The sequence below is a fragment of the Vibrio zhugei genome, from assembly GCF_003716875.1.
Classification (GTDB): domain Bacteria; phylum Pseudomonadota; class Gammaproteobacteria; order Enterobacterales; family Vibrionaceae; genus Vibrio; species Vibrio zhugei.
Genome location: NZ_CP033077.1, coordinates 1,017,203 through 1,043,554, shown reverse-complemented (window position 1 = coordinate 1,043,554; position 26,352 = coordinate 1,017,203). Strand labels below are relative to the sequence as shown.

Below are 26,352 nucleotides of genomic sequence, written 5' to 3'. Positions count from 1 at the left end.
ATCCTTTCTCCTAGTGATAACAGTTCGGGCCACGGACATTGCTATGAACAAGGTTCGGCGTGCTCGTGTTGTCTTTGCTCAGTTGTCCTTCTCGATTGTTTTTCAGTAGATTGTTTATGAAGGTGTAGTTCGGTTTTGTCAGCATCAGCGCATCTTTACAGGCTTGCTCTAAGCGTGATTCACCATGCGCTTTACTCAGATTGAGCAGCCCAAGGCAGGAGCGATACGACTGCTCTGGATGAGGTTTGGAGTTGAGCATCTTATTGATGACTTCTCGTGTAGCCGGGCCGATATTGGCTCCCCAGTTGAGCAAGCGTCCAGGGGACCACTTTTGATGTTGATGGTTACTTGGCATATGCTCTGCGTTGGTGCTATTTCCTCGCTCTCGTTGGCTGCGTGGATGTTGAGCGACCAAGTTACCTTGGTGGTAGATCTGCACCAGACGATTGGTGGCTTCTAGCTCAACATAGTGGCCAACAAGTTGATGGGGAACCGAGTAGTAATGACGGTGATATTCAATGTGATAATCAGGCCCAACTTTGGCTCGCTTGGTTTCGGTATACAGATAACGCTGTTTGGGGAGAGGCTTTAACGCTGGCTTGTCGAGTTTATCGAACAATGATTGACGACTCGCGCCATACTGTTTCATCTCACGTTGGTTTAACTCATTCATGAGTTCTCGGATAGCGAGATTCAGCGCCTTGAAGGTATAGAAGGTTTGGTGTCGCAGCCGCATCATGATCCAGCGTTCCACTAGAAGCACGGCATTCTCTGCTTTGGCTTTGTCTTTTGGTTTGTAGGGACGAGCTGGCATTACGGCGGTTTGATAGTGATTAGCTAGTTTTTGATAGCTGTCGTTAAGTCTCGGCTCATAACGATTGGCTTTGGTGACCGCGCTACGTAGATTATCGGGAACCAAGAGCTGTGGTACACCACCGAAGTGTTCGAACGCATTAGCATGCGCCTCTAACCAGTAGGACTTACCTTGGCTCGGGAAGGCTTCAACATAGGTGTAATTGGATGCGCCTAAGGTCGCGACGAACACTTCCGCTTCACGCACTTCTCCTGTGTCAGGGTTGACCACCTGAAGCCTTGGCCCACAGTAATCGATAAACAGTTTATCACCCGCGACATGAAGCTGGCGCATGCTGCGCTTTTGCGTTTTGAACCAGCGCGTGAAGTGCTCACAGAACTGGGTGTAAGCGTAAGCTTGTTCTTGATATTGCTCATGATATTCCTGCCAGAGCAACATTTTCGTCATACCTTTACGTCTGAGTTCAACAGCGTATTGAGTGAAGTCTGGCATGACTTTATCGCGACTGGTTTTCTTATCGTGATACAGCGCTTGCGTGAGATCAGCATCACTGCAACTTTCGGGTAGAGGCCAGCCAAGCTGGATTTGTTTAAAGCGAGTAAGGAGTTCTGATATGGTGGACGGGCCGAGTTTAAGGCAAGAAGCGATGCTGCGATTTGAGAGACCGCAGTCGTACTTAAGGCGTAATACCTCTTTGATTTTGTTCATTGGAGTTCTCTTTTTGGCCATTGTCGCTTCCTTACGTTCTTGATTAAGAAGTAAAGAATAACGAGCTATTGATTTAAAAGAGAAAAAATAAGGATTTCGGGCATTCCGATCGCGGTTTTCGCTATTCCGATCACCGATTTCGGAGTTAGGCTAAAAGTGATCGGATAATCGCGGAATCAGTGATCGGTTTAAACCGAAATGGGTGATCGGATAATCCCGAAATGACTGATCGGAATGCTCCGAAATATGCAGAAATCATTGATGTTCAAAGCCAAGATGGAAGAGCTGGGCATTATCTCATCCTACAGTCGCCCACGAGTCAGCGATGACAATCCGTATGTGGAATCCTTATTCCGCACATTGAAATACGTGCCGAATTGGCCATCGAAAGGCTTTAGTGGTCTAGACATATGTCGAGCTTGGGTAGCAGACTTCGTTGTCTGGTATAACACAGAACACAAACATAGCCGCTTAAACTTTGTCACACCGTCAGAGCGCCATAGTGGAAAAGACAAACAGATCTTGGAGCATCGGGCAAAGGTGTTGATAGAACATCGTCAGAAAAGACCAGAACGCTGGTCAGGGAAAATTAGGAACTGTGAGCCGATCGGAGAGGTTCATCTGAACCCAGAAAAAAAAGCTGCTTGATAATTAAGCAAGTAGTGACAACTAGCTTGAAAAACGCCGATAATCAAGAGAAATTTTCTCTCCGAAAACTGAAATTTTCACTTCGTTTTGTAAATCATAATTATCTTCAAAATACTCAGTGGACTGAGATATTAGAAATCCTATATTATCATAGTGAGAGAAAGGTTTTCCCACGTTACCATTATTTGGTTGAGTCCATGCAGGGAAGGCTGATTTAATTTCCGTTCCTTTGAACTGAATAACTATTTTCATAGTTTTCATTGGTTCATCATTATTGATATAACCTATGATCTGACCATTACTTCGTTGAGTTATATCTTCATTCTCTAATGCCTCATCAATTGCCTCGATGACAGCATTTCTATCATAATACTTAGGGAAAAGAGTTTTCCATAGGTAGCCAGATTTATAATAATCGTCTGGATACATAGTTATTTTAGCTGCTTTACCCGCAAATAAGTCTCTGGGTAGTCTTAACGTGATAACTCCATTGCTAAGCTCTCTAGCGTAATACCAGTATTTGTGAATGTTACTGTTGAAAAAGTGTAAGTGAGAAAGTTCTTTGTAATAATTTTTTCTAAAGGTGTTCCATCCACTACAGGAATGTAAACCACCTCTCAGTACAGTCATATTGTCATCACCTTGCTGAGTTCTTACTACAAAGTTACCTTCATAGACATGCGTGACAGCCTCTTCACTAAGTCTTAGTTTTTTACCATCTGACTGTATATATTCTTTAATAATTTTCATCTTTCAATAAACTTTCGTTAAACGCTTGAGATATGATTTGTTAATTGTAATCTTTACGATGAATACTGTTAGGGAGATATACATACGAATCATCTTTTTGTTTTAGGGCCTTATCGCGAACTGCAAACACGAATGAGAATATAGCAGATCTTGTTAACTGCAAGAGTCGCTCTAGGTGATTGATAAATAGTGCTTCTTCTACGAGCACGATATATCCCATAAAATCATATGAATTATATATGTCACTAGGCCCGTTGGTGTTATGCACAACTACAAACTCATGCTCTAAGTCATTTCTTAGTTGCTTTAGGAAAGACCACTCACCACCTTTTCTATCATTTAAGTCTGTCGCAATGCTATATAATGCAAGCAGGCCTGCACTCTTATGCTCATTAAACTTATTTCTTCGGTCGTCGCTGTCAAGTTGCCAAAAGCTCTGGAAATATACCTTTCCATTCGGAGGATATAGATCAAACAGTTCACAAATAGCTATGCCTATTTTGTCTAAAATTCCAAAGCATGCTCTAAATGCTGTCCTTAGTTTTTCAACGTCAATACCTAGTAACTCATCATTAAAAAGCTCAGAAAAGCATGAAGCATGAAGTAAATCGTAATCTTTGTCTTTAGTTACATATTCGAAATATAGATGCCTTGCAAAAGAAAACTCTGATTTTAAGCGGTTAAGTACCATTTCCATTGGAATAACAAAATCTCCGACAACACCTTCCAAAGTGGGAATCGTCAAATTGTCTCTAGCGCTGCCTGAACAAGCACAGTACAGACCATGCTCAGACAAACTCAAATGATTGTCCAAACAAAACTGTCGATAACAACTTAGAGAATCATATTCAGCCTTAGTAGCTTCAGAGTCATGTAGATCAGGGGCAATCTCAGCTTCATTACAGGCTTCGTCAATTTTCTGCTGATGATAAGCGACTTGTCGTTTGTAATGCTCGCCCCATATTGGTGGAATTTCTCGTGATTTAAGCACATTTTCATATCCACCTTTTATTTGTTCCAGCATTTGGATCGAAAATGTATTCGAAACCTGATTGAGCATCATTAGTGTTTCAGATCTATTAACCCATGCCTGTGGAATGTCAAGTCCTAGAGAGATTACTTTGTCATAGCACTCTATTGCTTCTGCTATACGGAATTGTTGTTTCAACGAATTCCCTAGGTTCACAATATAAGTCGGGTTGATTTCATCCTGACATGACTTTATTGCTTTCCAGAGGTCACTTTTTATATCGATCAATTGCTCAATAGTAGAGAATGTATGATTAAAAGGATTTTTTTCAACGATCAAGTTGGACTTAGCGTTACTGAGGTTGTAGAAATATGCGTCTTCTCCTATTTGTTCGACTATTTCATCTTTATAGTCCTTGAGAATACTTAACCCTTTCTGAGTTGAGTCATTGCATGGTTGCATGTGACCAACGTCAATAAATATACTAGCAACGTTAGAGACTATTCTGAAAAAAATTGCGTCTCTATCTAAACCGCCAACTACTTGCCTATGTAAGCTCTCGGCACCTTCTTTGGCGTCATCAAACAAACCATTGCCGACAGCATCTGATAACCGACTTAGTTCTTTTACAATGAATTCTATTTCCATTATAGCTCCGAGAGTATAGTTGGTTGAACCAGAGGAAATTGATGCTTCACCTCCTCCAAGACACTTTGTTGCATAAGGAAAAGTAAGTCAACTGATGCTGAGGAGTAGCTAGTAGAAAAATGTCGAAACTCACTTTGGGGCAAAGGTGATTTAAAAAAACTGAGAAGAATATCCCTAATTGCCAACACGAAATGAGGCAGAAATGAGTGAATCATGGCAGCTCAAATCGTGCTGACCATGATGTTATATTATGTTTGAATCAGGACAGATATTGTTTAAGCCATGCGGTAGTCGATTTACAATGACTACGCAGACTCTAATGCTCACGTGCGATAAAGCACCTTCACAATGTGCCAACCAAATTTTGTTTTAACGAGTTGTGGTGTTAACACCTCCCCATTAAAGCAGGCTTTATCAAATTGTGGCACCATTTGCCCACGGCGAAACTCGCCTAAATCACCACCTTTTTTACCGGATGGACATAAGGAGTGTTTTTTCGCTAAGGTTTGAAACTTCGCCCCTTGTTTCAATTCTTTCATCAAATCTTCAGCTTGATTTTTATGCTTCACTAAAATGTGTAAAGCGGCAGCAGTTGAGGCCATATCTACGTCTCCAATGACATTCTGGCAACAGTATATCGTACTGACTCCTAATCCCAAAATGTCGAGAGCCATCATCTTATTCGCTCCCCATCTCACAGATTTGTCCTATAGTTAGACAAGAAACGTGATAACGAAAGCTCATATAACATGGACTCTATCAATAAATTAGCAAGTAATATGGAATTACGTTAATATGTAAGTGTAATTCCTTCCATAGAACAGACTAATTAACAAATTATGGCTAAGACGATAAGCAAAGCAAATCAAGCTCAGGGTATGCTCATGTTTACCTTAAACTTGCAAAAACAGCTTTTTGCTATTGGCACATTAAAGGTAAGAGAAATCATTCCTTTCATGCCCATGACGCAAATCCCCTATTCGCATCATGACGTTGTCGGTACGGTCAATTTTCGTAATATGACGGTGCCTGTCATTGATATGCCTGCTGCTATTGGTTTTCGCCGCATTGATCCCAGTGAATACAAAGATTGCTACCTGATTGTCACCGATTGTTTGCGTACTGTCGTGGCCTTCATGGTGCGTAGCATAGAAAAAATCATTGAGTGTAACTGGCGAGCGATTGAATCGGCCCCTAAGTCAGCAGGGCGCAATGTGTTTGTCACAGGCATCACACGTTTTGAAGATAGACTGGTGCAACTTCTGGATGTTGAACTATTGCTTGCCAAAATTTACCCGCAGTATGAGTCAACCAAAGTTCCGATGTTGACAGACATTGAACGAGAGCGTTTGAAGTTACTCAACATTATGCTGGTCGATGACTCCTCGATTGCGCGGAAACAATTGGCTGATGCGTTGGATCGCATCAATATTGCCTACACCGTCTGTAAAAACGGAGCGGAAGCCCTCGATCGTATGAAGGAATTGGCCAGCGAAGGCACGCCGATTGACTTATTAGTCAGCGATATTGAAATGCCAAGCCTTGATGGTTATGAACTCGCATTTGAAATTCAAAGCGATAGTCACTTGTCACATGCGTATATCATTTTACACACCTCACTCTCCAGTGAGATTTGTGTGGATAGAGCGCACCAAGTTGGCGCCCATGAGGCACTTGAGAAATTCAATGCAACCGAACTGATCGAGGCAATGCTACGCGGCGCGAAACGCATTGAAGAATACAGAAGTGACACTGTCGGTTAGCCGCTGGGTAACTCACTCATTGACTTGAATCACAAGGCAGCGAGAAATCGCTGCCTTGTCTCTTTATATTATACTCACGCCATGTGATACCCACGTCGCAGGCCTCAATCGTTCTCTAGCGAACCTAGCCACTGACTTAATAATTGGGATAAGGCTTGCTGCTCTTCTTCCGGTAATTGCGCAAGCAAGGTTTCTTGTAAGGCGACGTAATCATTTAACAAATTTTCGACACGCTCTAACCCCGTAGGGGTCAATACCACTTCCACACTGCGCCTATCTTCTTGACTGTGCTCACGGACCACTAACCCTTTACTTTCTAATTTATCTAAGCGGTTGGTCATGGCGCCGGACGTCAACATCATCGAATGCAAAATAGCAGAGGGTGTCAAACGGTATGGGGCACCGTGACGACGTAATGTCATCAGCACATCAAACTCCCCCATCAACAAACCATGAGACTTTAGCCAATCACTGACTTGTGCTTCCAAGTACTTAGTCAAGCGCAGCATACGTCCTAGAATGCCCATCGGTAAGGTATTCAGAGTCGGACATTCGTGTGCCCATTGACGACGAATTACATCAATTGAATCCATTAGTTGTGGTTACTCTCATCAAATCGCGTCGAACGTGCGATATTATATTTTAACGTTAAGATACTTTACACGATTGCCACGGGACAGTATAGTGAATGGTAATTAACTTAACGTTGAGATACTTTATATGAATATAATCCTTGCTATGATCCCTGCTTTCTTATGGGGAACCACCTATTCCGCGACACAGTTTACCCTCGATGGTTGGCCCCCGCTCTTATTAGGGGTGTTAAGAGCGATTCCCGCCGGGGTCTTGCTGCTGTTAATCAAACCCAGTTTGCCAACAAAAACATCTTGGAAGCCGTTACTACTGATTGGCGCAATTAACATTGGCGTGTTTTTCTGCTGCATTTTTGTCATGGCGCAAACCCTGCCGTCAGCCATTTCCAGTGTGGGTATGATGGGAGTGCCGGTTGTTGCGATGATCATTCACTGGATCGTTAACGGGGTAACCCCCTCTAAGCTAAAAATCGTGTGCGGGTTAGGGTTGTTGGTGCTTGCGTGGCAGCTTTTTGATCCCAGCTCCATACCACTCAACGGCGTAGGATTGCTCGCGATGGCACTGGCGATGCTTTGTTTGATCATCGGCTCTATGCTCACCCAAAAAATCGGCAAGAATGTACACTGGTGGACAATTGTGACGTGGCAATTGATATTTGGCGGTATGGTTTTAATCCCCATAGCGCTGATTCATGCTGCAATCCACACCGACGTGTATGTACAAGCCATGAGCACGTTTTCATGGAAAAACATGATGGGGATTGTATGGATCAGTGGTTTTAACACCGCTTTGGGGTATGGCTTATATGTGTGGTTAATCCAGCGTATGTCGATTGTCGACTTTACATTTGGCGGAATAGCTAATCCGGTTGCCGGCATCAGTTGCGGCATTGTGTTGTTAAACGAGTCTTATACTGCAGAGCAATTCCTATTGATGATGGCGATGATTGTCACCTCTCTACTGCCTCAGGTCATTCATGCTCGTCAGCAAGTCAAGCACACTCTGCAACCGCGATAATCATACAAGCAATTGAAAATAGACAAAAAAAAGCCAATCACAAAATGCGTGATTGGCTACATATAAGTGTGAACAAAAAGGTTCACTAACAACGTCAGTTGGCTAGGTGACTCCTTGGCTTAAAGGAGTCGTTCTATATAATGCATATAGCGTGCCAATTTAAATAGCCAATGCATAACGGCTAAATGAGTAATTATTGATGATAAAACATACAAATTATCAATATCACTCTGTTTTACCTTTCCATTTTGCGAATGAATTTGCAAAATGCAAAATCATTTACCTTATCATCGTTAATATCGCATTCATTGGCTTTGATTGATCGCGACTTTCTGACACTATATTGAGGCTTTATTCATCATCAACCTTGGCGGCAACGATATGACTCTTTCACTCTTTGACTCTCAATCCCCACAATGGCTGCCGGTCCAACAGGGAAAACTTCTGTGGATTCCTGATTTTTTATCACTGAGCGAGGCAAGCGACTATTATCAGGCGTTATATCATGGGCTCGATTGGCAGCAGCAAGCCATCACCTTATTTGGCAAATCCATCATGCAACCTCGCCTTCAAGCTTGGCACGGCGATAAAACCTATACCTATTCAGGGTTGACCATGCACCCCAACCCCTGGACCGCAGAATTACTGGAGCTCAAAGCACGGTGCGAACACGCCGCCGAACATCGCTTTAATACCGTGTTCGCTAACTTATATCGTACCGGACAAGATTCCATGGGGTGGCATCAAGATAATGAAAAAGAGCTGGGAATCAACCCAGTGATTGCTTCGCTGTCGCTAGGCGGCACACGTCGTTTTGTGTTTAAACATTTACAATGTAAATCTAAAATGGAGTTTGAGCTGACCCCAGGCTCCTTATTGGTTATGGCGGGCCCTCTCCAACATCATTGGCAACACGCCTTACCAAAAACACAAAAGTCAGTTGCACCAAGGATCAATCTCACGTTTAGGCACGTCGTGTCTGAGTAGTTATACGACAGCGTGACGTCGCTGCCATTGTTGTTTGAGCGTCGGTACAAAGCGCGCCAAGTTCGCCAAGACGATGACGGTTAAACCGAGCGCTTGTTGAGTGGTGTAACTCACATCAAACCACAATAATTGCCAAATAGCCGAGAAAATTAAGTTGGTGAAGATAAGTGGCGCTAGCTGTGAGCCAGAAGAAGCCAAACGATAAGCTTTCGCCCTAAACAGCTGAGTGCCCACCACCAGCATACCAATAGCGAGTAATGCCCACAGCACCAAGGCACTGTGCGACTCATAAAGCGAAACGACATTGAAACTCGATGAATCCAGCATGACTAACATTGGCGATAACACGATGACTGCGCAAATGAAGCTCCATAAATTCATCTCCTGACTGCTAAGGCGAGTTTGCGACACTTGATACAAGGTGACTTGTGATCCCGCATTGAAGATACCCGCGGCTAGCCCCAAGCCTAGAGCCCAATTCCAATGAAATTGGCTAAGACCGCCAGACAATAGAATCACACCAACAAAAGTGACCAATAGTGTGACGATCGATCCCCAGCGGAGTGATCGTTTAAAGGCGATGCGTTCCATAATGGGAATGAACAACGGCCCGGTACTGAACAACACCACGCATTCCACCAGCGATAAATGTTGCAACGCAAACATGAAACACATTTGTCCCGCCCCCATACAAGCGCCACGAATCAATAAGGTGCGTCTTTCCGATTTTGAAGGCCACGTAATGTGTTTTCTCAACATCCATCCACCCAGTAAAACGATCGGGATCAGATAACGAAAAAATGTAAGAGATTCTGGTGAATATTGATCACTGACCAGTTTACAAACTAAACCAGATAAAGATAAACAAAAGGTCGAAAACAACATGAAAATAACCGGATAAACTGACTTCAGCATAATGACTCCTTAGCAACTAGGCGCTATGATAACGGTTCATCACACAGAAAAATAACGAGTTAAACTAACTAAACCTGTAAGAAAAACTTAACTATGAGACGATTTCCTCCACTAAAAGCACTGTATTCCTTTGTTGCGGTCGCTGAAACAGGCAGTATGACCCAAGCGGCTGAGGCGTTGAACATCAGCCACTCCGCAGTGAGCCAAGCCATTAAGTCGCTTGAGACCTTAGTGGACCAACCGCTGTTTCATCGAATCGGCCGACGAGTCGAGCTTAATGCCGCAGGTCAACGCTACTATAAAGCCGTCGCGCCACCTTTAGAGCAGATCGTGCATGCCACTGACGCACTGCGTACTCCCAGTGATTCCAAACGCATTACATTGAATATGATTAATTCGTTAGCCATGCAATGGTGGATTCCCAAAGTGCCGGAATTTCAGGCGTATGCGCCGAATATTGATGTGCGAACCTCAAACTTAATTGGGCAGTTTTCTTTGGAAGAAGAAGGGGTTGATGTGGCGTTAATACACGGGGTCCCTTCCGATTGGCAAAACTACTATTGTGAAAAATTGGCCGACGATGAGTTGGTACTGGTCTGTCATCCAACGCTTTGCCAAGAGACGCAAGATATCGACACCTTACTGCAAACCTACCCAGTGATTGCGGCAAGAAATGCACGCCGAGTCGACGACTGGGCGCAGTGGTGTAAACTGCACCATGTCCCTATCCCGACCTTTTCTGAGCATCTGGCTTTTGCGACCTCGGCTCAGGCGGTACAAGCGACCTATCGCCAGCTCGGTCTACTGGTCACGCATCGCTTGTTCGTTAAAGACGATATTAAACAAGGCATTCTCACCATGCTTGGCCACCCAGTGTTACATCCCACTCAAGGCTTTTACTTCGTCTGTGCCCATGAAAGACTGACCGAGGAAAACATTCTCTCTTTACGTCATTGGATGAGGCTCGAATTCAAACGCGAATAGCCTGATAGCCTTTGTTCACTCCTCCTGAATGCGCTGGGATGACTGTCACCACTTGTCTCGCAAGATGTTCAAATTTTTCAAATGACTTTCTCAAGAGATTCTACTGCTCTTTTATCCATACCCTCGTTACACTGCGTCCATACAGTGAGGAGATCATCTATGGCTACAACCAGAACCGTGAAACAACGTATTCCATCGCAACCCACATCGGACGGCGATGGCGTCAAAATCAAACGTATTGCATCTTTTAATAATGCGGCGACGTCACCGTTCCTTATGATCGATGAACTCAAATCCGATGAAAGCCGTGATTACATCGGCGGATTTCCACCGCACCCTCATCGCGGGATCGAAACCTTTACTTATATGATGACTGGACACTTCCAGCACCGTGACCACATGGGTAATGTCGGCGAACTGCGTGATGGTGGCGCACAATGGATGGCCGCAGGGCGTGGCGTGATTCACAGTGAAATGCCAATCATGACCGATGGTCAACTGCATGGCTTCCAAATTTGGATCAATCAGCCGGCCAAAGATAAGATGAACCCGGCGAAATATCATGATTTCCAGCCCGAAGTCATGAAAGAATTTACGACAGAGACGTCTGGCTTGTTGCGTGTGCTCGCAGGTAACCTCCATGCGCAAGGTGAGGCATTGCAAGGCCCACTGCAAGATACTGGCGTCGAGTCGATCATTGCTGACTGGCGAGCGGAGACTTCACAAGCGGTGACATTGAATGTGCCAAGCAGCCATAACACGCTAGTGTATGTCTATGCTGGTACATTGCTCGTCGAGGGAACTCAGGTGCAAAGTGGCGAGCTCGCCATTTTGAATGCAGGCGACACTGTAAACCTTTCAGCTGAGTCTCAAACCGGAGCACTATTACTGAGCGGCGAGCCGTTACACGAACCCGTCGTGCACTATGGTCCGTTTGTCATGAACAGCATCGATGAAATTCAGCAGACCATCGATGACTTCAATAATGGGGTCTTCGAAACCTACTAATATTGCCTTTTGAAACAGCCAATGCCTTACTCATACGAGGTATTTTGTTTCCGCCACGTGGTCATTGGGCCACGTGGCTTTTTATTTATTGCGATCTTACTTCCTTTATTGATGACAAGCGCCGGATTTTGTCTACACTCATTAACAAACTTAATTATAATTAATCCTGTAGAAATGTATGAGGTTGAGCACAATTCACACTTGCATGCGTTCTATGTTACTCACCCTGCCTAGTATGAGGCATCGTTGAACGTAAAGAGTGTTGCCTATGAAAATAAACGCTATAGAAAAGCTGTTAAGACACGAGCGTATCTTTAAGTCTATGGCGCTTTTGCTGTTAAGTCTGATTGGATTACTGTTTGGTTATTATGGCTATGCCAGTTACCAAGATTATGTCGCTCCGAAACATGTGTATGGAAAATGGATTGAGATTGGCGTCCCCGACTACGATACCGACGTCCTTGTTCTCTCTGAACGTGGTGTGTACTTAAATGACCATTTAATCAGCACCACCTTTAAATTTGATGGTTCCGTCGTGACCATTAAAACCGGTGACGGGATCTCAAAGTATGAACTGAGCACCATGAAAAATATTCCCAAGCTCAAACTGATCGCCCCCAGTACCGTCAACCAAACCTTGGTGAAAGAAGAGTTTGCCGCTCAATTTAAATCTCCCGATAGAAACAACGCCCCAGCAAAACTGCGTCAGAATCTATCGGGATATTTTGAACGAGATGACGATTAACTGGAATTAACGTACCGTTACCCGGTTAATACATTTTCTTCTGGATATTTCAGCAATGTTGGCTCTGCCCGCGCGAGCATGTACGCAAGCGTCAACGGCCCAATACGCCCAACAATCATCACGACGATCAAAATCATCTTGCCAAATTCTGTCAGATGCGCGGTCAAACCGAACGATAACCCCACCGTGCCAAACGCAGAAATGGTTTCAAAGACCACCTGTTCAAATGGTGCCTTCTCTATGATAAGCAATAAAAACATCGATACCATCAGTATGCTGCCACTGACAATAATGATGGCCAGAGCCTTGGTGACGGTGGGCCAACTGATCGAACGTTTGAATAAAACAATACTCGAACGTTGGCGTAAAAAGCTCCATGTCGCCAGTAACGCCACGACAAATGTCGAGACTTTGATCCCGCCCCCAGTCGATGTCGCCCCCGCACCGATGAGCATTAAAAACATCATGATCAGCATCGCTGAATGGCTAAAATGACTGATATCAACACTATTAAATCCAGCCGTACGTGCACTCGCGGATTGAAAGAACGCTGCCAACCATTGTGTTGCAGGTGGTAAGGAACCCAGAGTCGTGGCATTGTTGTGCTCGAGCAACCAAAACATCACAGTACCAAAAACCAGCAATATCGGCGTGGCCATCAGCATGATCTTACTTTGCAGGTGTAACCGTGCCCACCCTTTCCAGCCGTTCGACCAGAGGTCACCAATCACGGTAAAACCGAGACCGCCGAGAATAAAGAGCGCCGATATTGTGACCATCACTAAAGGATCGCCAACATAATCGGTTAAGCTATTAGAAAAGAGTGAGAACCCGGCATTATTAAAGGCCGATATCGCGTGGAATAAAGCAAAAAATAGCCCATCGCTCCATCCTTTTTCCGGCACCCAGCGAAACGCCAAGAAAAACCAACCAATGCATTCAGCGATTAAAGCAAACACAATGATGTTTTTGACTAGTGACCGTAAATTCACATCGTTGTTTTGTCCTAAGGCTTCTTTGGCAAGCGCCTGCTGCTGCAGGCTTAACCGTACGCCAAACAAATACAACAGTACCGCCGAGAGCGTCATTTGCCCTAAGCCGCCGATCTGCATCAGCACCAATAGTAAAGATTGCCCAGCACGGGTAAAGTGGGTTCCGGTATCGACAACCCCAAGCCCAGTCACGCTGATCGCCGAAGTTGCCGTAAATAAGGCATCAACTAAACTCAGACCATTTTTTGAAAAGATGGGGAGCATCAATAATAAAGCCGCAGGCACCAACACGGCGATAAAACTCATAAAAATGATGCGCGGTTCATTACTGTGCCTTTTACGAGATTTTTTGCCTCTCAATTGCGAATAGGAAATGAATAACCCTTGTCGCGGACGCTTTAACTTCATAGTGCTTTTAATCTCTTCATTAATACCTCTTTGCTGCCGACAACCACGAGCATGTCGCCAATTTCTAAAGAGATATCCAAGCTTGGCGACGGAGTTAAATCAGGCCCACGACGAAACGCCAACACGGACACGCTCTCTTCGCCAATAAAAGGCAACTCCTCTATGGTATGACCTAACCATTTCCCACCAATGACGACCTCCGTCATGGCCCAGCCACTACCGAGTTCATGAAACTCAACGACACGGCGATCCAGCATTTTCCTCGCCACTCGTATGCCCATATCGCGTTCCGGCATAATGATGTGGTCCGCACCGATTTTCTGTAGAATTTTCACGTGCGAACGGTCATTGGCTTTCACCCACACCGATTTTGCACCATGTTCCTTGATGACAAGCGTGGCGAGCATGGAAGCATTGACGTTTTCACCAATCGACACCATCACCATGTCATAATCATTCAATTTCAATTCGGCGACGGTTTCTTCATGCGTACAATTGGCAATGATCGCTTGGGTCGCAATATGGGAAGCTTCTTGTACTTTTTCTTCATCGACATCGACCGCCAAGACTTGTGCCCCAGAGTCGACCAGTTCCTGACAAACCGACAAGCCAAAACGCCCTAAGCCCACTACTGCAAACTGTTTATCTTCTGTTTTCATTTATTACCTGCATACCTATACGGAATGAAATCGTCATTACTCTATCAGCCCTACTATTAAGCAACACTCCGAGCCCATTGTCTATCTCATCGATGACGGGGTGGCGCAGAGTTTTAATCTGTATCGCAATTGCACGGGTCTACTGGTGTGAATCAGTAGAGAACTCCCCATAATTCTGATAGTTTTGCAGGCAATTAAAAAAAATAATTGATGAGTGGTATGAACGACTTCCTTCAAATGGTGAAAACCTCGCCATATTTTAAAAATTTAGACAACAGCGTCATCTTTATCACCTTGGCAAGCTTAATCGCATGGGGGCTATGGCGATTTATCTACGCCCGACTTGTTTCCATCTCTGAGAAGACGAGCACCTATTGGGATGATTTGGCATTACGCGCCCTGAAAACGCCAATCAGTACCTTAATTTGGTGTTGGCCAGCCACCATCTCTATCGGAATGATCCTTGAAGAACACGACGATTCTCACTTTGACTGGCTGCCTATCCTAAAGCCGTTGATGTTAATCGCCATCGTCATCTGGGTGATGGTCCGCTTAGTCACGGAGATTGAGCATCAGTGCCTACAAAACCGTCGATACGATGAAACCACCGTACAGGCGGTCGCCAAAGTGGCGCGACTGTTTTTCGTCGCGATTGGCTTGCTTTCTTTCATGCAGGCTTTCGGCTTAAGCCTGTCAGGCTTATTAACCTTCGGTGGTGTCGGTGGATTGATTGTCGGTCTTGCGGCCAAAGACCTACTCTCCAACTTTTTTGGCGGCATGATGATCTACTTCGATCGCCCTTTTAAAGTCGGAGAATGGATTCGCTCGCCTGAACGCGAAATCGAAGGCACGGTGGAACGAATTGGTGGACGAATGACGGTAATCCGTACATTCGACAAGCGTCCGTTGTATGTCCCGAACTCGATATTCAGCAACATTGTAGTGGAAACACCGTCACGCATGCTCAACCGTCGTATTTACGAAACCATTGGCTTACGTTATCAAGACAGCGGTAAAATTCCGGACATCATTGATCAAGTTAAAGAAATGCTGCAAGAACACGACGAAATTGATAGTGATCAGACCATGATCGTCAACTTTGATTCGTTCGGGCCAAGCTCATTAAACTTTTTTGTGTATACCTTTACGAAAACCGTGAACTGGAATCGCTATCATGAGGTCAAGCAAGATGTGTTGTTAAAAGTGATCGATATTATTCACGATAATGACGCCGATATCGCGTTCCCAACACGAACATTAATGATGCACAATGCCGTTCAACCGGAACCCGATCCCGAACCTCAGCAATATGAAGAAAGTGAATCGTCGTACGATGATAATTAATCTTGATAGTTGAAAGTGTGGATGATTCAATCGTCTATGGAGCGATGTGAACCACGCATCCATTGCTGACTAAAGCATCGGCCCTCTCTGTGAGAGGGCCGATGTGTTTATTCCGCCATCGCTTGTGCGGTACGAATATAGATATCACGCAGTGCTAACGCGATGTGGCCAGGCTTGCCGTCACCAATCGGTTTATCATCAATCGCCACCACAGGCCAAACAAAGGTAGTCGCAGAGCTAATGAAGGCTTCTTTTGCGGCATACGCTTCATCAATCGTGAAATAGCGCTCTTCAACCGTGACGCCCAATTCATCCGCTAATGTGATTAATGAGGCACGAGTAATGCCATGCAAAATATCATTGCTTAGCGGCCGTGTAACAATGTTCCCTTCCTGAGTGACAATATACGCGTTACTTGAGCCCCCTTCAGTGACATAACCATCTTCAATCAGCCAAACGTCATCGGCATTGGCCGCATGGGCAGCATGTTTCGCCATACAAGCGGGCAACAAACTGGTTGTTTTAATGTCACGGCGACGCCAGCGCATGTCGTCATAAGAAATGACTTTGATGCCTTGCTGAACTTTCGGATTATTCACGAGATTGCGCGCTTGAGTGAATAACATCAACGTGGGGGCAACTCCTTCGCTATAGGAAAAATCACGATCACCCTCATTGCCTCGAGTCAACTGCAAATAAATCCCCCCTTCTTGCAGGCCATTTTTGGCTATCAACTCATGCTGAATCGCGGTTAGTTCTTGGTAAGTCACTGGCAGTGTTAAATTTAACTCGCGGCACGAGCGTTCTAAACGGCGAAAATGGCCCGCGTTATCGATGAGTTTCCCCTGTAAGACCGCAGTAACTTCATACACGGCATCGGCGAATAGAAAGCCGCGGTCAAAAATCGAGACACTGGCCTGCGATTCCAGCAAATACTCACCATTTAAATAAACTGTACGTTCCATCGTAATTAACCCCATAATTTGGTCGTAAATGGCATCATGGCATTCTCTTCAAAGGTAAAACCATGTTCAATATCTTGACTCAATAAGAGCGGTCCATCGAGGTCGACAACCGCGACGTGTTGCGCTGCGACAAACGCCGGCGCCATGCTTAACGAAGACGAGAGCATGCACCCGACCATCACCTCAAACCCCGCGGCCAACGCCGCGTCTTTTAATGCCAGCGCTTCAGTTAACCCACCCGTTTTGTCCGTTTTAATGTTGATCATATCGTACCGGTTCATGAGCTTAGGTAAGCTTGCTCGGTCATGGCATGACTCATCGGCACAAATGGGAATTGGCCTTACAAGCGTTTCCAAAATGGCATCCTCGCCCGCAGGAAACGGTTGCTCGATCATCGCCACATCCAGCTTAACCAGTTGCGGAACGAGCTGCTGATAATCCTCAACACTCCACGCTTCATTGGCATCTAAGATGATGCGAGCGTTTGGCGCGCCGCGCCGCACGGCTTCAACACGTGCCAAGTCACCCGCGCCGCCCAGTTTCAACTTCAATAAGGGCCGGTGAGCATTGTCTTGCGCGGCCATTTCCATCTTTTCCGGAGTATCCAAGGACAAAGTGAAAGCGGTCACGACAGGCTCAGGAGAGAGCGATAAAATGTCCCACACGCTTTGCTGCGACAGTTTACATTCGAGATCCCACAGCGCACAGTCCACGGCGTTTCTCGCCGCGCCAGAAGGTAAGCGCGCTTGCAATTGCTCGCGAGTCAGCCCCTTTTCTAACTCACTGATCACGCTCTCAATCTGCTCGCGAACGCTCGCTATCGATTCCCCATAGCGCGCGTAAGGCACACATTCACCGCGTGCAATTACCCCCGCTTTCTCGATCTGGACAATCAACGTATCGGCTTGAGTCTTGGAGCCGCGAGAAATGGTAAAGCTTCCGCGAATTGGCCAACTCTTTTCAATCAATGATACGTTCATTCGCCCTCCAAAAGACGATCCACAATACGACCAATACCTTGACGGAATGGATCCACCACGGGTAACCCCAACTCTTTCTCAACGTTATCCATGTATGCGAGCGCAACCGCTTCTTCCATGGCCGATGTATTGATGGAGACGCCGACAAATTTCACCTTCGGATTGGTTAAGCTCGCAGTGTCTAAATTGCGCTGAATACACTGATGTAATTCTGGCAGTTTGTAATCCGGCAACCCGCGCATATGCTCACGTGTGGGCTCATGACAGAGTACGAGCGCATCGGCTTGTGCACCATGAATCAAGCCTGTGGTAACACCGGCAAATGACGCATGAAATAGAGAACCTTGTCCTTCAATTACATCCCAGTGATCCGCGGAATTATCCGGTGAGATGGTTTCTATCGCACCCGCAATAAAATCGGATACGACCGCATCAGCGCTGACCCCCGCTCCTGTAATCAAAATGCCCGTTTGGCCTGTCGCACGGAAATCTGCATCGACACCGCGTTGTTTTAACTCATGCTCAATCGCCAAAGAGGTATACATTTTCCCTACAGAACAGTCGGTTCCAACGGTCAGTAGGCGTTTGCCAGTGCGTTTTTTGCCATTAGCAACGGGGTAAACTTGAGTCGGGAAACGCACATCAAATAGCTCTCTACCGCAACGTTTCGCACATTCCACCAGCTGAGGAATATCATTCAGACGGTTGTGCAAGCCTGCCGCGATATCCATGCCAGCTTCTAATGCGTCAAGCAAAACGCTGATCCAATCTTGCGAAATGATACCGCCTCGGTTGGCCACCCCAATCACTAAGGTTTTCGCACCACGTTGCGCGGCCTGTGTAATGGTTAAGTCCTCTAAGCCAACATCCGCATTACAAGTCGGTAAACGCAATTGCCCGATGCAAGATTCAGGTCGCCAAGTGGTAATGCCTTGCGCGACTTTTGCGGCCAGTGGATCGGCAGCATCGCCCAAAAATAATAGATAAGGTTGTTTCAGTTCCATCTGTTTATCTCCTTCATTGACGCAACGTATTGACCCAAAGTAATGGTCATAAATTTTATTGTTTTCACTATTTACTAGTGCAAAATACGTGACAGATACACAATAGAAAAGCGCTTATTTTGGCCGTTATCGCGGGACATGGTGAATAAATCCGGCTAATTCTCATTAAAACCCTGATATCATCCTAAACATAATTTTAGACATTTCATCCAAAATACAACAATTAAATAACATATATAACTACCTTTAATAGATAAAAGCAGTATAAGACTTCAACAAATAGCCAAAACATCTCTAGACGATTCTTTGCCATTGCCCCGTTATTGGCAGTGAATATCACTAAAGAAAAATATCTGAAAAATTGATAGCACTCACATTTTCTATGAAATTACCAAACAATTTCAGTATAAACATCCTCTTAGCGCGCCCCCTGCAGTACACAATGCACCAGTGAAGCACAGTCAACCACACAGATTTAGTGCGATTGCCCCGCCATGGTGCATTTAAAGCAACAGGTCTGACTTTCCGAAACGTATCTACTGCGATTCTCATCCATGGAAATTCCACCACTGAGCGATGGCATGCCTTACAAGCACATTGACTTATTTCAATATAATATGCTGAATTTATCGCCAGATTCAGGTTAAAAATTCCATAATTATCCCTTGGCGTTTGATTTTCTTATGACTAGTGGTTTCTCATGGACAATAATTCAGGTATTAATAGGAAGTCCGGTGAATAAAGGAAGAAATTCACGCAAGCGACCACGTTTGTGGTCTACAACTTGCAAAAGAGTGAATCCAGTTCAGGATAAATAACATCATAACAATCATTAGTATGGAAAAGGGACCAGGATGGAAACAATTCAAGCGTTCGTAGGACAGGTCAATGGATTAGTATGGGGTGTCCCTATGCTGATTTTGATTCTAGGAGTGGGTATTTACTTAAATATCGGCTTAAAATTCATGCCAATATTCAATATTGGCCGTGCCTTTAAACTGTTGTGGGAAGGACGACAAAACAGTGACAACGGGCAAGGAGAAATCCCCCCATTTCAAGCCTTAATGACCGCCATGTCAGCCACGGTGGGGACAGGGAATATTGCCGGGGTTGCGACAGCCGTCTTCATCGGGGGGCCTGGCGCCTTATTTTGGATGTGGATGACCGCTCTGCTCGGTATGGCGACCAAATTCGCCGAAGCGGTGCTCGCGGTGCATTTTCGTGAAAAAGGCAAAAATGGTGAGTTTGTCGGTGGTCCGATGTACTACATCAAAAACGGTATGGGTGAAAAATGGTCTTGGTTAGGCTCTTTATTTGCTTTATTCGGTACCGTCGCGTGTTTTGGCATCGGTAACGGCGTTCAGATCAATTCGATAGCCCAAGTATTAGAAACCAATTTCGCCTTTTCACCTCTCATTGTTGGTTTGGTTGTCATGGTCCTTGCTGGCGCTGTCATCATTGGTGGTATCAAACGTATTGGCGCTTTTGCTGGGGCATTAGTTCCGGTCATGGCACTGGTGTATGTGGTAGGCGGTGTCATTATCCTACTCATGAACGCGGGTGGCATCTTACCGGCACTCTCCACGGTCGTGAGCGAAGCCTTTACACCTAGCTCTGCCCAAGGCGGCTTTGCCGGAGCAACCGTATGGATGGCGATTCGTTTTGGTGTTGCTCGTGGTGTCTTCTCAAACGAAGCCGGTCTGGGTTCTGCTCCAATTGCCCACGCGAGTGCACATACCAATGACCCAGTTCGTCAGGGCTTGGTCGCCATGCTCGGTACCTTTATTGACACGATTTTGATTTGTACGATCACCGGCTTAGTGATTATTATCTCTGGTCAATGGACCAGTGGTGAATCGGGCGCCGCCTTAACATCGGCTGCATTCGATCAAATTTTACCGGGTGTCGGTGGATACATTGTGGCCGTGGCGCTGGCAATTTTTGCCTTTACGACCATCGTGGGTTGGTCTGTTTATGGTGAGCGTTGTGCGACTTTCTTGTTTGGTCCTAAGGCCTTACTTCCATTTCGTATCATTTTCGTCATCGCATTACCGGTTGGCGCCACCATGTCTTTGGACTTTGTATGGTTATTAGGTGACACGTTGAATGCGATGATGGCCATTCCAAACTTGATTGCCTTGGCAGTACTGAGCCCCGTTGTCGTGAAGTTAACCAAAGCTTACTTCAAGCCTACAGCAAGCTCTGATAACTCAATAAAATCAAACAAGTAATTTACATTGTTGTTGAGCTCCCGCTTCGGCGGGAGCGTTGTTCAACTAAGGAATATTCATGATCACAGCACAAGCTATCGTTGATTTATCAGCGTTACAACACAACTACAACAACTTAAAAGCTCAATGCCAAGGACAAAAGTTAGTTGCAGTGATCAAAGGGGATGCGTACGGCCATAACGCGGTCGAAGTCGCTCGTGCCCTTCCTCAAGCAGACATGTTTGCCGTCGCCCGTATTGAAGAAGCTGTCACCTTACGACAAGCCGGGATCACTCAACCGATTCAGTTACTAGAAGGCTGTTTCTGCCAAGACGATCTTAACATCGCCGCAGAACTCGACCTACATACCACCATTCATAGCCCAGAAACATTGCATGATCTTCAGCAGGCGGATTTAGCCAAACCCATTCGAGTATGGCTTAAAGTGGATACGGGCATGCATCGTATTGGAGTACGGCCTGAAGACGTCGATACGTATGTCCAAGCGCTGCAAGCGACGGGAAAAGTGGCGGGAGATGTCGGATTCATGAGCCACTTTTATTTGGCGGATGATGTCAACTCTCCTGCAACGCATCAGCAAATCGCCGTATTTAAGGACGCCACGCAAGCGCATCCGGGGCCGAAAAATCTTGCCAATTCCGCCGGCATTCTTTTCTGGCAAGACAGCGAGTTTGGTTACTGCCGTGGTGGTATTGCCTTATACGGCATTTCCCCTGCCGAGCACCAGTGCGGAAAAGAACTTGGTTTACAACCCGTCATGACATTACAATCGACATTGATCGCGGTACGTCCTCATCTGGCCCACGAAGCGATTGGTTACGGGCAAACTTGGACGGCGCAGCACGATACGCGTATCGGCGTTGTGGCACTGGGCTATGGCGATGGCTATCCGCGTTGTGCGCCCATTGGCACACCTGTGATGATCAATGGTCGGCGAGTCCCGATTGTTGGCCGCATATCGATGGACATGATGACCGTCGATCTAGGTGCGCAATCACAAGATCGCGTGGGCGATACTGTCGAATTTTGGGGGAACCAATTGCCCATTGAAGAGGTGGCGAACGCCATTGGCACCATCCCCTACGAACTTGTCATTAAAGTGGCACCGCGCGTCCATAAACAATTTATCCGCTAACGCATTGTCTCTACGGAGCCTCCATATCGTGCTCCGTAGTCTCGTCTCATGGTTCGAGATTACCTGACTGGCTGCATCACGCTGTCGTCGTGTCGCTGGGCTCGATGATATAATCCGACCACCAAAACACACAACACCACACACAGGGAATACAACCAGGTTGGCCCTCCCATATCAATCATGATCCCGCCTAGCAAAGGCGCGATAGCAAAACCGAACCCGGATAATCCCATAGCCCCATAATAACTCCCCCGCAAATGAGCTGGCGCTAAACGATCAAGCTGAACACCTAACGTCGGAAACACAATGACTTCGCCCACGCTTAGTAAGAAGGAACAAAGGTACCAACCTTGTGGCCAATTTTGGGTCGTAAATACAAACCCAATTTGCGAGATCAAAAATAAGACGATGCCGATTTTCGCCCGCATGAAGAGTGATAAGGGTTCGAGTAGTCTTAGCAATGGAAACTGGAAGACGATGCAGGTGATGGTGTTCACCAGCACTAAACTCGATACGATCTCAGCCGCGCCGTCTAATCCCGAACGGACAATCACTTGTGGTAACGAGCTCTCAACTTGTGCATACACAAACATCAGCAATAAATTGGCAAGGAGCAAAATCATAAACAAGCGGTCTTTGCCAATGACCGTTAATGCGGCACCAAAATGCGGTAATTGTGCCTCATCATGATGGGTCTGCGCTTTGCGCTTATCGAGAACCCTGAGCAACGCGCAGCCATAGAGTATGTAGCTAACCCCCGTGAGTAAAAACAAGCTTTGCGGTTGAGATAACCCTAGCGTTATACCAATCAAAGGGCCGAGGGTTCCTCCTAAGTTAATCGTAAAATAACGAAGATTTAATGCCAGCTCTCGATCTTTTTTATCATTCAACTGATCACTAATCACCGATTTTGCGACTTCCTCAAGCATAGGCCGTGTTAAGCCCGCCAGCGCGATCAATAGATAAAATACCCAGATATGCTCAGCAAGGCCAATCCCGCCGTACGCGACGCTCGCTAACGCCGCGCCGATCAACATAATCGTACGACGTCCAAACAAATCCGATAAGTACCCAATGTAAAACCCAGCGGTGCAGCCTACTACCGCAGAAAACGCGAGCATACCACCAATCGTCACGGCGCTGGCTTGATAATCTCGATACAAAAATACGATAAGAAATGGCCATGCCATAAAATAAGTGGTGCGGACCAACAATGTACCAATCAGTACCGTCCAAATTGAGGGCGTAAAGCGGCGAAAGCGCGCGCGATTAAATAGGCGTTCGTTGGCCATAAGATGGGAATTGTCCTTAATTTCACCAAAATCAATGAGCTAACGCTACTACAAAGCGCTAGAAAAGGAAACGTAAAAGCAGTAAGGAGAAAAAACCCTACCGATGGGTATCGGCAGGGTAATCGCAAGGTAGGCTTATTTTCTCAGCGCATTTAATTTGGCCTGCGCTAATCCATAGACAGTATCAATGGGATAACTGCCATCCTGAGTGGCTTCTCCAGCACACTTTCCAGAAAGCAGTTCAATGGCCTCAGTCACATGACTGATTGCCCATATGTGAAACTCGCCTTTTTCTACCGCTTTCACAATGTCTGGGCGCAGCATTAAATTATGTTGGTTGGATGCGGGAATGATCACGCCCTGGCTCGCATGACGTCCCTTAATACGACAAATATCAAAAAATCCTTCGATTTTTTCATTAACGCCACCAATCGGTTGCGATTCACCGAATTGGTTCATCGACCCCGTAATGGCAATATCTTGTCGATTTGGATGCTGAGCAAAAGCCGACACAATTGCACAAAACTCAGCCATACTCGCGCTGTCGCCATCAACGCCACCATAGGATTGCTCAAAAGTAATCCGTGTGGTTAACGGTACTCGAGCGGTACGTCCGAATACCGAGTGCAAATACGCAGATAAAATCATCACCCCTTTCGAGTGAATACTGCCGCCCAGTTCAACGCTCCTTTCTATATCGATAATATCGCCATCGCCATAGGAGGTCGTCGCCGTAATACGATTGGGAGCCCCAAACGCAAAATCATGACTGGCCAGTACCGATAACGCATTCACTTGCCCAATCGCATGGCCTTCCGTTTCAATCAGTGTCGTGCCGTTAATAAAGGTTTCATGCACACTGTCTTGAATTCGGTTCACACGCAGCTCTTGATTACGCAGAGCTTCATCCACATGACTTTGCCGCACCATGTTGGATTTGGCTTGCTTCGCGACATAGTTCGCCTCACGTAGCAGGTTGGCAATATGGGCTGCGTGCAAAGACAACTTATTCTGACTGCCCGTCATGCGTGAACTGTGTTCGATAATGCGGGCAATGGCCTTGCGGTCGCAATGCAGCAGGTGGTTGTCATGCACCATGCTCGATATGAGCCGCGCATAATGCAACTCTGAATCGGGAGTGCGTGTCATCTCATCTTCAAAATCTGCCGTCACACGAAATAACTCGCTAAATTCAGGATCGTATTGCGCCAATAACTGATAAGTACGATAGTCGCCAAATAAAATAATTTTCACATCGAGTGGAATCGGCTCCGGATCCAAAGACACCGTGCCGGTCAATGTGACTTCTTTTTCTAATGACGTAAAACTCAGTTGCCGCGCGCGTAATGCCCGCTTCAATCCATCCCAGACATAAGGCTGTTCAAGCACTTTAACCGCATCCATTAATAGCACGCCCCCGTTCGCTTTATGCAAGCTCCCCGGACGAATTAATGAAAAATCGGTAAATACCGTGCCTTTATACGTCGCGGTTTCAATGTACCCAAACAGCGAGTGATAATTGGGGTTTTCTTCCACCACAATCGGTAACTCATCGGCTGGACGACTGACCACGACATTAACCTTATAACGACGCGGTAAACGCTTATCGAGCGCCGCGGTAGACAATTCCGCTTGCTCTGTGCCTTCTTCCAAAAAGATATCTACGTTATCAACAATGTCTTTTTGCAGTTCCGTTAAATACGCTTTGATCTCTGGATAACGACTGTAATCCTTTTTTAATTGTTTAATGACGTGCGTAATCACGCCACGGGTCACTTCGTCGTTTAGCTTTTTGATTTTATCGGTGTATTCTTCTTCGCATTCAGTCAACTTACGAACGACATTGCGCAAATCCACTTCCAATTGGTCAATAATATGCCCAAACTGTTCTTGCTCTTCGCGGCTCAACGCTAAAAAGCTGTCTTCGGTATGCTGCTCCTCGCCATTCATGGCAATGAATTGATAATCGCCTTGCGGTGTGATGGTCAGGCTCACGCCACGCTCTTTCGCGACTTGCGTTAATACTTCCAGCTCCGACTCTTGCTTCTGTGCCAATTGATTTTTGAGTTTTTCTGAACGGCTGAAATACATTTCATTGTCAAAGGCTAACGGAATCGCTTTAACCAAGCGCCCCATCAGTTTTTCGACATCTTGACGTAGTTGGTGCCCAATTCCACAAGGCAAACGCAGAACTTTTGGGGTGCGAATATCATCAAAATTGGCAACATAACACCAATCATAAAGCGGTGGATGGTCATGTTGGTGGCGATTAAGATACCGTAAGATCATGGTCCGCTTACCCAGACCGTTTTGTCCTATCGCATAAATGTTATACCCTTTATCACGAATTGACATCGCAAACTCAACCGCTTTTTGCGCCCGTTCTTGCCCAACAATTTCATCAACGGGTGACAACTCTTTTGTGGATTTACAGGGCAATAGATCTAAATCCGCCACTTTATAAAGCTGCTCTGAACGCAATGTCTGAATGGCCATTGTTCCATCTCCTAGGTAGTTGTCATTCTTATTCTCTCCTCAGTTTAGTCGTAAATTGCCCACAATTTAGTGACTTACGCCATAGCCTAACCCAACTGAACATTTAATGACCATTTTGAAGTAAAAAGCAGGGCGTTTTACTGACGACTCTTCCTTCCGTCTCAGGCTTCCACAATTCTGTTAACAATCTGACATAACTAGGAAAACAAGCGATTCAGCTAAAAAAATGTACATAAAATAGGCTTTATGTTAATAATTTGAGGATAAACCATATTTCATAGGTTAAATGAGTGGT

At 45.7% G+C, this 26,352-nt stretch carries 22 protein-coding genes and 1 pseudogene; 10 read left to right on the top strand and 13 right to left on the bottom strand.

Annotated features, from left to right (window positions below; genetic code table 11):
* Window positions 1-10: 10 nt before the first annotated feature.
* On the bottom strand, window positions 11-1,543 hold the full coding sequence (gene istA, locus EAE30_RS04765; protein WP_123014567.1) for an IS21 family transposase: 1,533 nt from the start codon (window positions 1,541-1,543) through the stop codon (window positions 11-13).
* A gap of 231 nt (window positions 1,544-1,774) precedes the next feature.
* Between istA and EAE30_RS04760 the strand changes: the two are divergent.
* Window positions 1,775-2,170, top strand: a pseudogene (locus tag EAE30_RS04760) (integrase core domain-containing protein); the annotation flags it as partial.
* Between the two features lie 21 nt (window positions 2,171-2,191).
* On the opposite strand, the gene EAE30_RS04755 reads toward EAE30_RS04760, so the two are convergent.
* The 3 genes from EAE30_RS04755 to ppiC all read right to left on the bottom strand — a co-directional run bounded on the left by EAE30_RS04755 (window position 2,192) and on the right by ppiC (window position 5,140).
* The gene (locus EAE30_RS04755; RefSeq protein ID WP_199287012.1) at window positions 2,192-2,920 is read right to left on the bottom strand and encodes a hypothetical protein; all 729 of its coding nucleotides are present in this window, start codon (window positions 2,918-2,920) and stop codon (window positions 2,192-2,194) included.
* A 40-nt stretch (window positions 2,921-2,960) separates the two neighbouring features.
* Window positions 2,961-4,538 carry an LA2681 family HEPN domain-containing protein gene (locus EAE30_RS04750; protein ID WP_123014907.1) on the bottom strand — a complete coding sequence of 526 codons (1,578 nt, stop codon included), beginning with the start codon at window positions 4,536-4,538 and terminating at the stop codon, window positions 2,961-2,963.
* A 323-nt stretch (window positions 4,539-4,861) separates the two neighbouring features.
* Window positions 4,862-5,140, bottom strand: coding sequence for a peptidylprolyl isomerase PpiC (ppiC, locus tag EAE30_RS04745; protein WP_123014906.1), 279 nt, complete (start codon window positions 5,138-5,140; stop codon window positions 4,862-4,864).
* Window positions 5,141-5,377: 237 nt separating this feature from the next.
* Here ppiC and EAE30_RS04740 point away from each other — a divergent pair, with 237 nt between their 5' ends.
* Entirely contained in the window at window positions 5,378-6,301 is a 924-nt protein-coding gene (locus EAE30_RS04740; RefSeq protein WP_123014905.1) for a chemotaxis protein, read from the top strand.
* Window positions 6,302-6,405: 104 nt separating this feature from the next.
* Here EAE30_RS04740 and EAE30_RS04735 read toward each other — a convergent pair whose 3' ends face one another.
* Entirely contained in the window at window positions 6,406-6,894 is a 489-nt protein-coding gene (locus tag EAE30_RS04735; protein WP_123014904.1) for a MarR family winged helix-turn-helix transcriptional regulator, read from the bottom strand.
* 127 nt (window positions 6,895-7,021) lie between these two features.
* Between EAE30_RS04735 and EAE30_RS04730 the strand changes: the two genes are divergently transcribed.
* Window positions 7,022-7,912: a DMT family transporter gene (locus EAE30_RS04730; RefSeq protein WP_123014903.1), complete on the top strand. Its 891-nt coding sequence runs from the start codon at window positions 7,022-7,024 to the stop codon at window positions 7,910-7,912.
* A gap of 381 nt (window positions 7,913-8,293) precedes the next feature.
* Entirely contained in the window at window positions 8,294-8,899 is a 606-nt protein-coding gene (locus EAE30_RS04725) for an alpha-ketoglutarate-dependent dioxygenase AlkB family protein (protein ID WP_123014902.1), read from the top strand.
* Here EAE30_RS04725 and EAE30_RS04720 read toward each other — a convergent pair whose 3' ends face one another.
* Window positions 8,900-9,814 (bottom strand): DMT family transporter, encoded by a 915-nt coding sequence (locus tag EAE30_RS04720; RefSeq protein ID WP_123014901.1) that lies wholly within the window; start codon window positions 9,812-9,814, stop codon window positions 8,900-8,902.
* A gap of 93 nt (window positions 9,815-9,907) precedes the next feature.
* Between EAE30_RS04720 and EAE30_RS04715 the strand changes: the two genes are divergently transcribed.
* From EAE30_RS04715 to EAE30_RS04705, 3 genes are all read left to right on the top strand, one after another.
* The gene (locus EAE30_RS04715; RefSeq protein WP_123014900.1) at window positions 9,908-10,798 is read left to right on the top strand and encodes a LysR family transcriptional regulator; all 891 of its coding nucleotides are present in this window, start codon (window positions 9,908-9,910) and stop codon (window positions 10,796-10,798) included.
* Window positions 10,799-10,957: 159 nt separating this feature from the next.
* Window positions 10,958-11,806 carry a pirin family protein gene (locus EAE30_RS04710; protein WP_123014899.1) on the top strand — a complete coding sequence of 283 codons (849 nt, stop codon included), beginning with the start codon at window positions 10,958-10,960 and terminating at the stop codon, window positions 11,804-11,806.
* A gap of 268 nt (window positions 11,807-12,074) precedes the next feature.
* Entirely contained in the window at window positions 12,075-12,551 is a 477-nt protein-coding gene (locus EAE30_RS04705; RefSeq protein WP_123014898.1) for a DUF2850 domain-containing protein, read from the top strand.
* A gap of 17 nt (window positions 12,552-12,568) precedes the next feature.
* Here EAE30_RS04705 and EAE30_RS04700 read toward each other — a convergent pair whose 3' ends face one another.
* Both EAE30_RS04700 and EAE30_RS04695 read right to left on the bottom strand, forming a co-directional pair.
* Window positions 12,569-13,951, bottom strand: coding sequence for a TrkH family potassium uptake protein (locus EAE30_RS04700; RefSeq protein WP_123014897.1), 1,383 nt, complete (start codon window positions 13,949-13,951; stop codon window positions 12,569-12,571).
* Window positions 13,948-14,610, bottom strand: a complete 663-nt coding sequence (locus EAE30_RS04695) for a potassium channel family protein (RefSeq protein ID WP_123014896.1) — start codon at window positions 14,608-14,610, stop codon at window positions 13,948-13,950. The genes EAE30_RS04700 and EAE30_RS04695 overlap by 4 nt, the downstream gene beginning before the upstream one ends.
* A gap of 219 nt (window positions 14,611-14,829) precedes the next feature.
* Here EAE30_RS04695 and EAE30_RS04690 point away from each other — a divergent pair, with 219 nt between their 5' ends.
* On the top strand, window positions 14,830-15,954 hold the full coding sequence (locus tag EAE30_RS04690; protein WP_123014895.1) for a mechanosensitive ion channel family protein: 1,125 nt from the start codon (window positions 14,830-14,832) through the stop codon (window positions 15,952-15,954).
* 107 nt (window positions 15,955-16,061) lie between these two features.
* On the opposite strand, the gene EAE30_RS04685 is transcribed toward EAE30_RS04690, so the two are convergent.
* From EAE30_RS04685 to dgcN, 3 genes are read right to left on the bottom strand one after another with little or no spacing between them, the layout of a single operon-like run.
* Window positions 16,062-16,919 (bottom strand): D-amino-acid transaminase, encoded by an 858-nt coding sequence (locus EAE30_RS04685; RefSeq protein WP_123015017.1) that lies wholly within the window; start codon window positions 16,917-16,919, stop codon window positions 16,062-16,064.
* A gap of 5 nt (window positions 16,920-16,924) precedes the next feature.
* Window positions 16,925-17,899 (bottom strand): N-acetyl-D-Glu racemase DgcA, encoded by a 975-nt coding sequence (gene dgcA / locus EAE30_RS04680; protein ID WP_123014894.1) that lies wholly within the window; start codon window positions 17,897-17,899, stop codon window positions 16,925-16,927.
* Entirely contained in the window at window positions 17,896-18,903 is a 1,008-nt protein-coding gene (gene dgcN / locus EAE30_RS04675; RefSeq protein WP_123014893.1) for an N-acetyltransferase DgcN, read from the bottom strand. The genes dgcA and dgcN overlap by 4 nt, the downstream gene beginning before the upstream one ends.
* Window positions 18,904-19,757: 854 nt before the next feature.
* Between dgcN and EAE30_RS04670 the strand changes: the two genes are divergently transcribed.
* Window positions 19,758-21,134 carry an alanine/glycine:cation symporter family protein gene (locus EAE30_RS04670; protein WP_123014892.1) on the top strand — a complete coding sequence of 459 codons (1,377 nt, stop codon included), beginning with the start codon at window positions 19,758-19,760 and terminating at the stop codon, window positions 21,132-21,134.
* A 58-nt stretch (window positions 21,135-21,192) separates the two neighbouring features.
* Window positions 21,193-22,269 (top strand): alanine racemase, encoded by a 1,077-nt coding sequence (gene alr, locus EAE30_RS04665; protein WP_123014891.1) that lies wholly within the window; start codon window positions 21,193-21,195, stop codon window positions 22,267-22,269.
* Window positions 22,270-22,328: 59 nt separating this feature from the next.
* On the opposite strand, the gene EAE30_RS04660 is transcribed toward alr, so the two are convergent.
* Window positions 22,329-23,561, bottom strand: a complete 1,233-nt coding sequence (locus tag EAE30_RS04660) for an MDR family MFS transporter (RefSeq protein WP_123014890.1) — start codon at window positions 23,559-23,561, stop codon at window positions 22,329-22,331.
* A 135-nt stretch (window positions 23,562-23,696) separates the two neighbouring features.
* Window positions 23,697-26,057, bottom strand: a complete 2,361-nt coding sequence (locus EAE30_RS04655; protein ID WP_123014889.1) for a Lon protease family protein — start codon at window positions 26,055-26,057, stop codon at window positions 23,697-23,699.
* Window positions 26,058-26,352 lie beyond the last annotated feature (295 nt).

Coding starts and splice junctions, on each gene's coding strand:
- dgcN (WP_123014893.1), bottom strand. CDS start 18,903: ATGGAACTGAAACAACCTTATCTATTATTTTTGGGCGATGCTGCCGAT.
- ppiC (WP_123014906.1), bottom strand. CDS start 5,140: ATGGCCTCAACTGCTGCCGCTTTACACATTTTAGTGAAGCATAAAAAT.
- EAE30_RS04695 (WP_123014896.1), bottom strand. CDS start 14,610: ATGAAAACAGAAGATAAACAGTTTGCAGTAGTGGGCTTAGGGCGTTTT.
- EAE30_RS04690 (WP_123014895.1), top strand. CDS start 14,830: ATGAACGACTTCCTTCAAATGGTGAAAACCTCGCCATATTTTAAAAAT.
- EAE30_RS04730 (WP_123014903.1), top strand. CDS start 7,022: ATGAATATAATCCTTGCTATGATCCCTGCTTTCTTATGGGGAACCACC.
- EAE30_RS04715 (WP_123014900.1), top strand. CDS start 9,908: ATGAGACGATTTCCTCCACTAAAAGCACTGTATTCCTTTGTTGCGGTC.
- EAE30_RS04740 (WP_123014905.1), top strand. CDS start 5,378: ATGGCTAAGACGATAAGCAAAGCAAATCAAGCTCAGGGTATGCTCATG.
- EAE30_RS04685 (WP_123015017.1), bottom strand. CDS start 16,919: ATGGAACGTACAGTTTATTTAAATGGTGAGTATTTGCTGGAATCGCAG.
- EAE30_RS04700 (WP_123014897.1), bottom strand. CDS start 13,951: ATGAAGTTAAAGCGTCCGCGACAAGGGTTATTCATTTCCTATTCGCAA.
- EAE30_RS04720 (WP_123014901.1), bottom strand. CDS start 9,814: ATGCTGAAGTCAGTTTATCCGGTTATTTTCATGTTGTTTTCGACCTTT.
- EAE30_RS04670 (WP_123014892.1), top strand. CDS start 19,758: ATGGAAACAATTCAAGCGTTCGTAGGACAGGTCAATGGATTAGTATGG.
- EAE30_RS04725 (WP_123014902.1), top strand. CDS start 8,294: ATGACTCTTTCACTCTTTGACTCTCAATCCCCACAATGGCTGCCGGTC.
- EAE30_RS04755 (WP_199287012.1), bottom strand. CDS start 2,920: ATGAAAATTATTAAAGAATATATACAGTCAGATGGTAAAAAACTAAGA.
- alr (WP_123014891.1), top strand. CDS start 21,193: ATGATCACAGCACAAGCTATCGTTGATTTATCAGCGTTACAACACAAC.
- EAE30_RS04655 (WP_123014889.1), bottom strand. CDS start 26,057: ATGGCCATTCAGACATTGCGTTCAGAGCAGCTTTATAAAGTGGCGGAT.
- EAE30_RS04735 (WP_123014904.1), bottom strand. CDS start 6,894: ATGGATTCAATTGATGTAATTCGTCGTCAATGGGCACACGAATGTCCG.
- EAE30_RS04705 (WP_123014898.1), top strand. CDS start 12,075: ATGAAAATAAACGCTATAGAAAAGCTGTTAAGACACGAGCGTATCTTT.
- EAE30_RS04750 (WP_123014907.1), bottom strand. CDS start 4,538: ATGGAAATAGAATTCATTGTAAAAGAACTAAGTCGGTTATCAGATGCT.
- EAE30_RS04710 (WP_123014899.1), top strand. CDS start 10,958: ATGGCTACAACCAGAACCGTGAAACAACGTATTCCATCGCAACCCACA.
- dgcA (WP_123014894.1), bottom strand. CDS start 17,899: ATGAACGTATCATTGATTGAAAAGAGTTGGCCAATTCGCGGAAGCTTT.
- EAE30_RS04660 (WP_123014890.1), bottom strand. CDS start 23,561: ATGGCCAACGAACGCCTATTTAATCGCGCGCGCTTTCGCCGCTTTACG.
- istA (WP_123014567.1), bottom strand. CDS start 1,543: ATGGCCAAAAAGAGAACTCCAATGAACAAAATCAAAGAGGTATTACGC.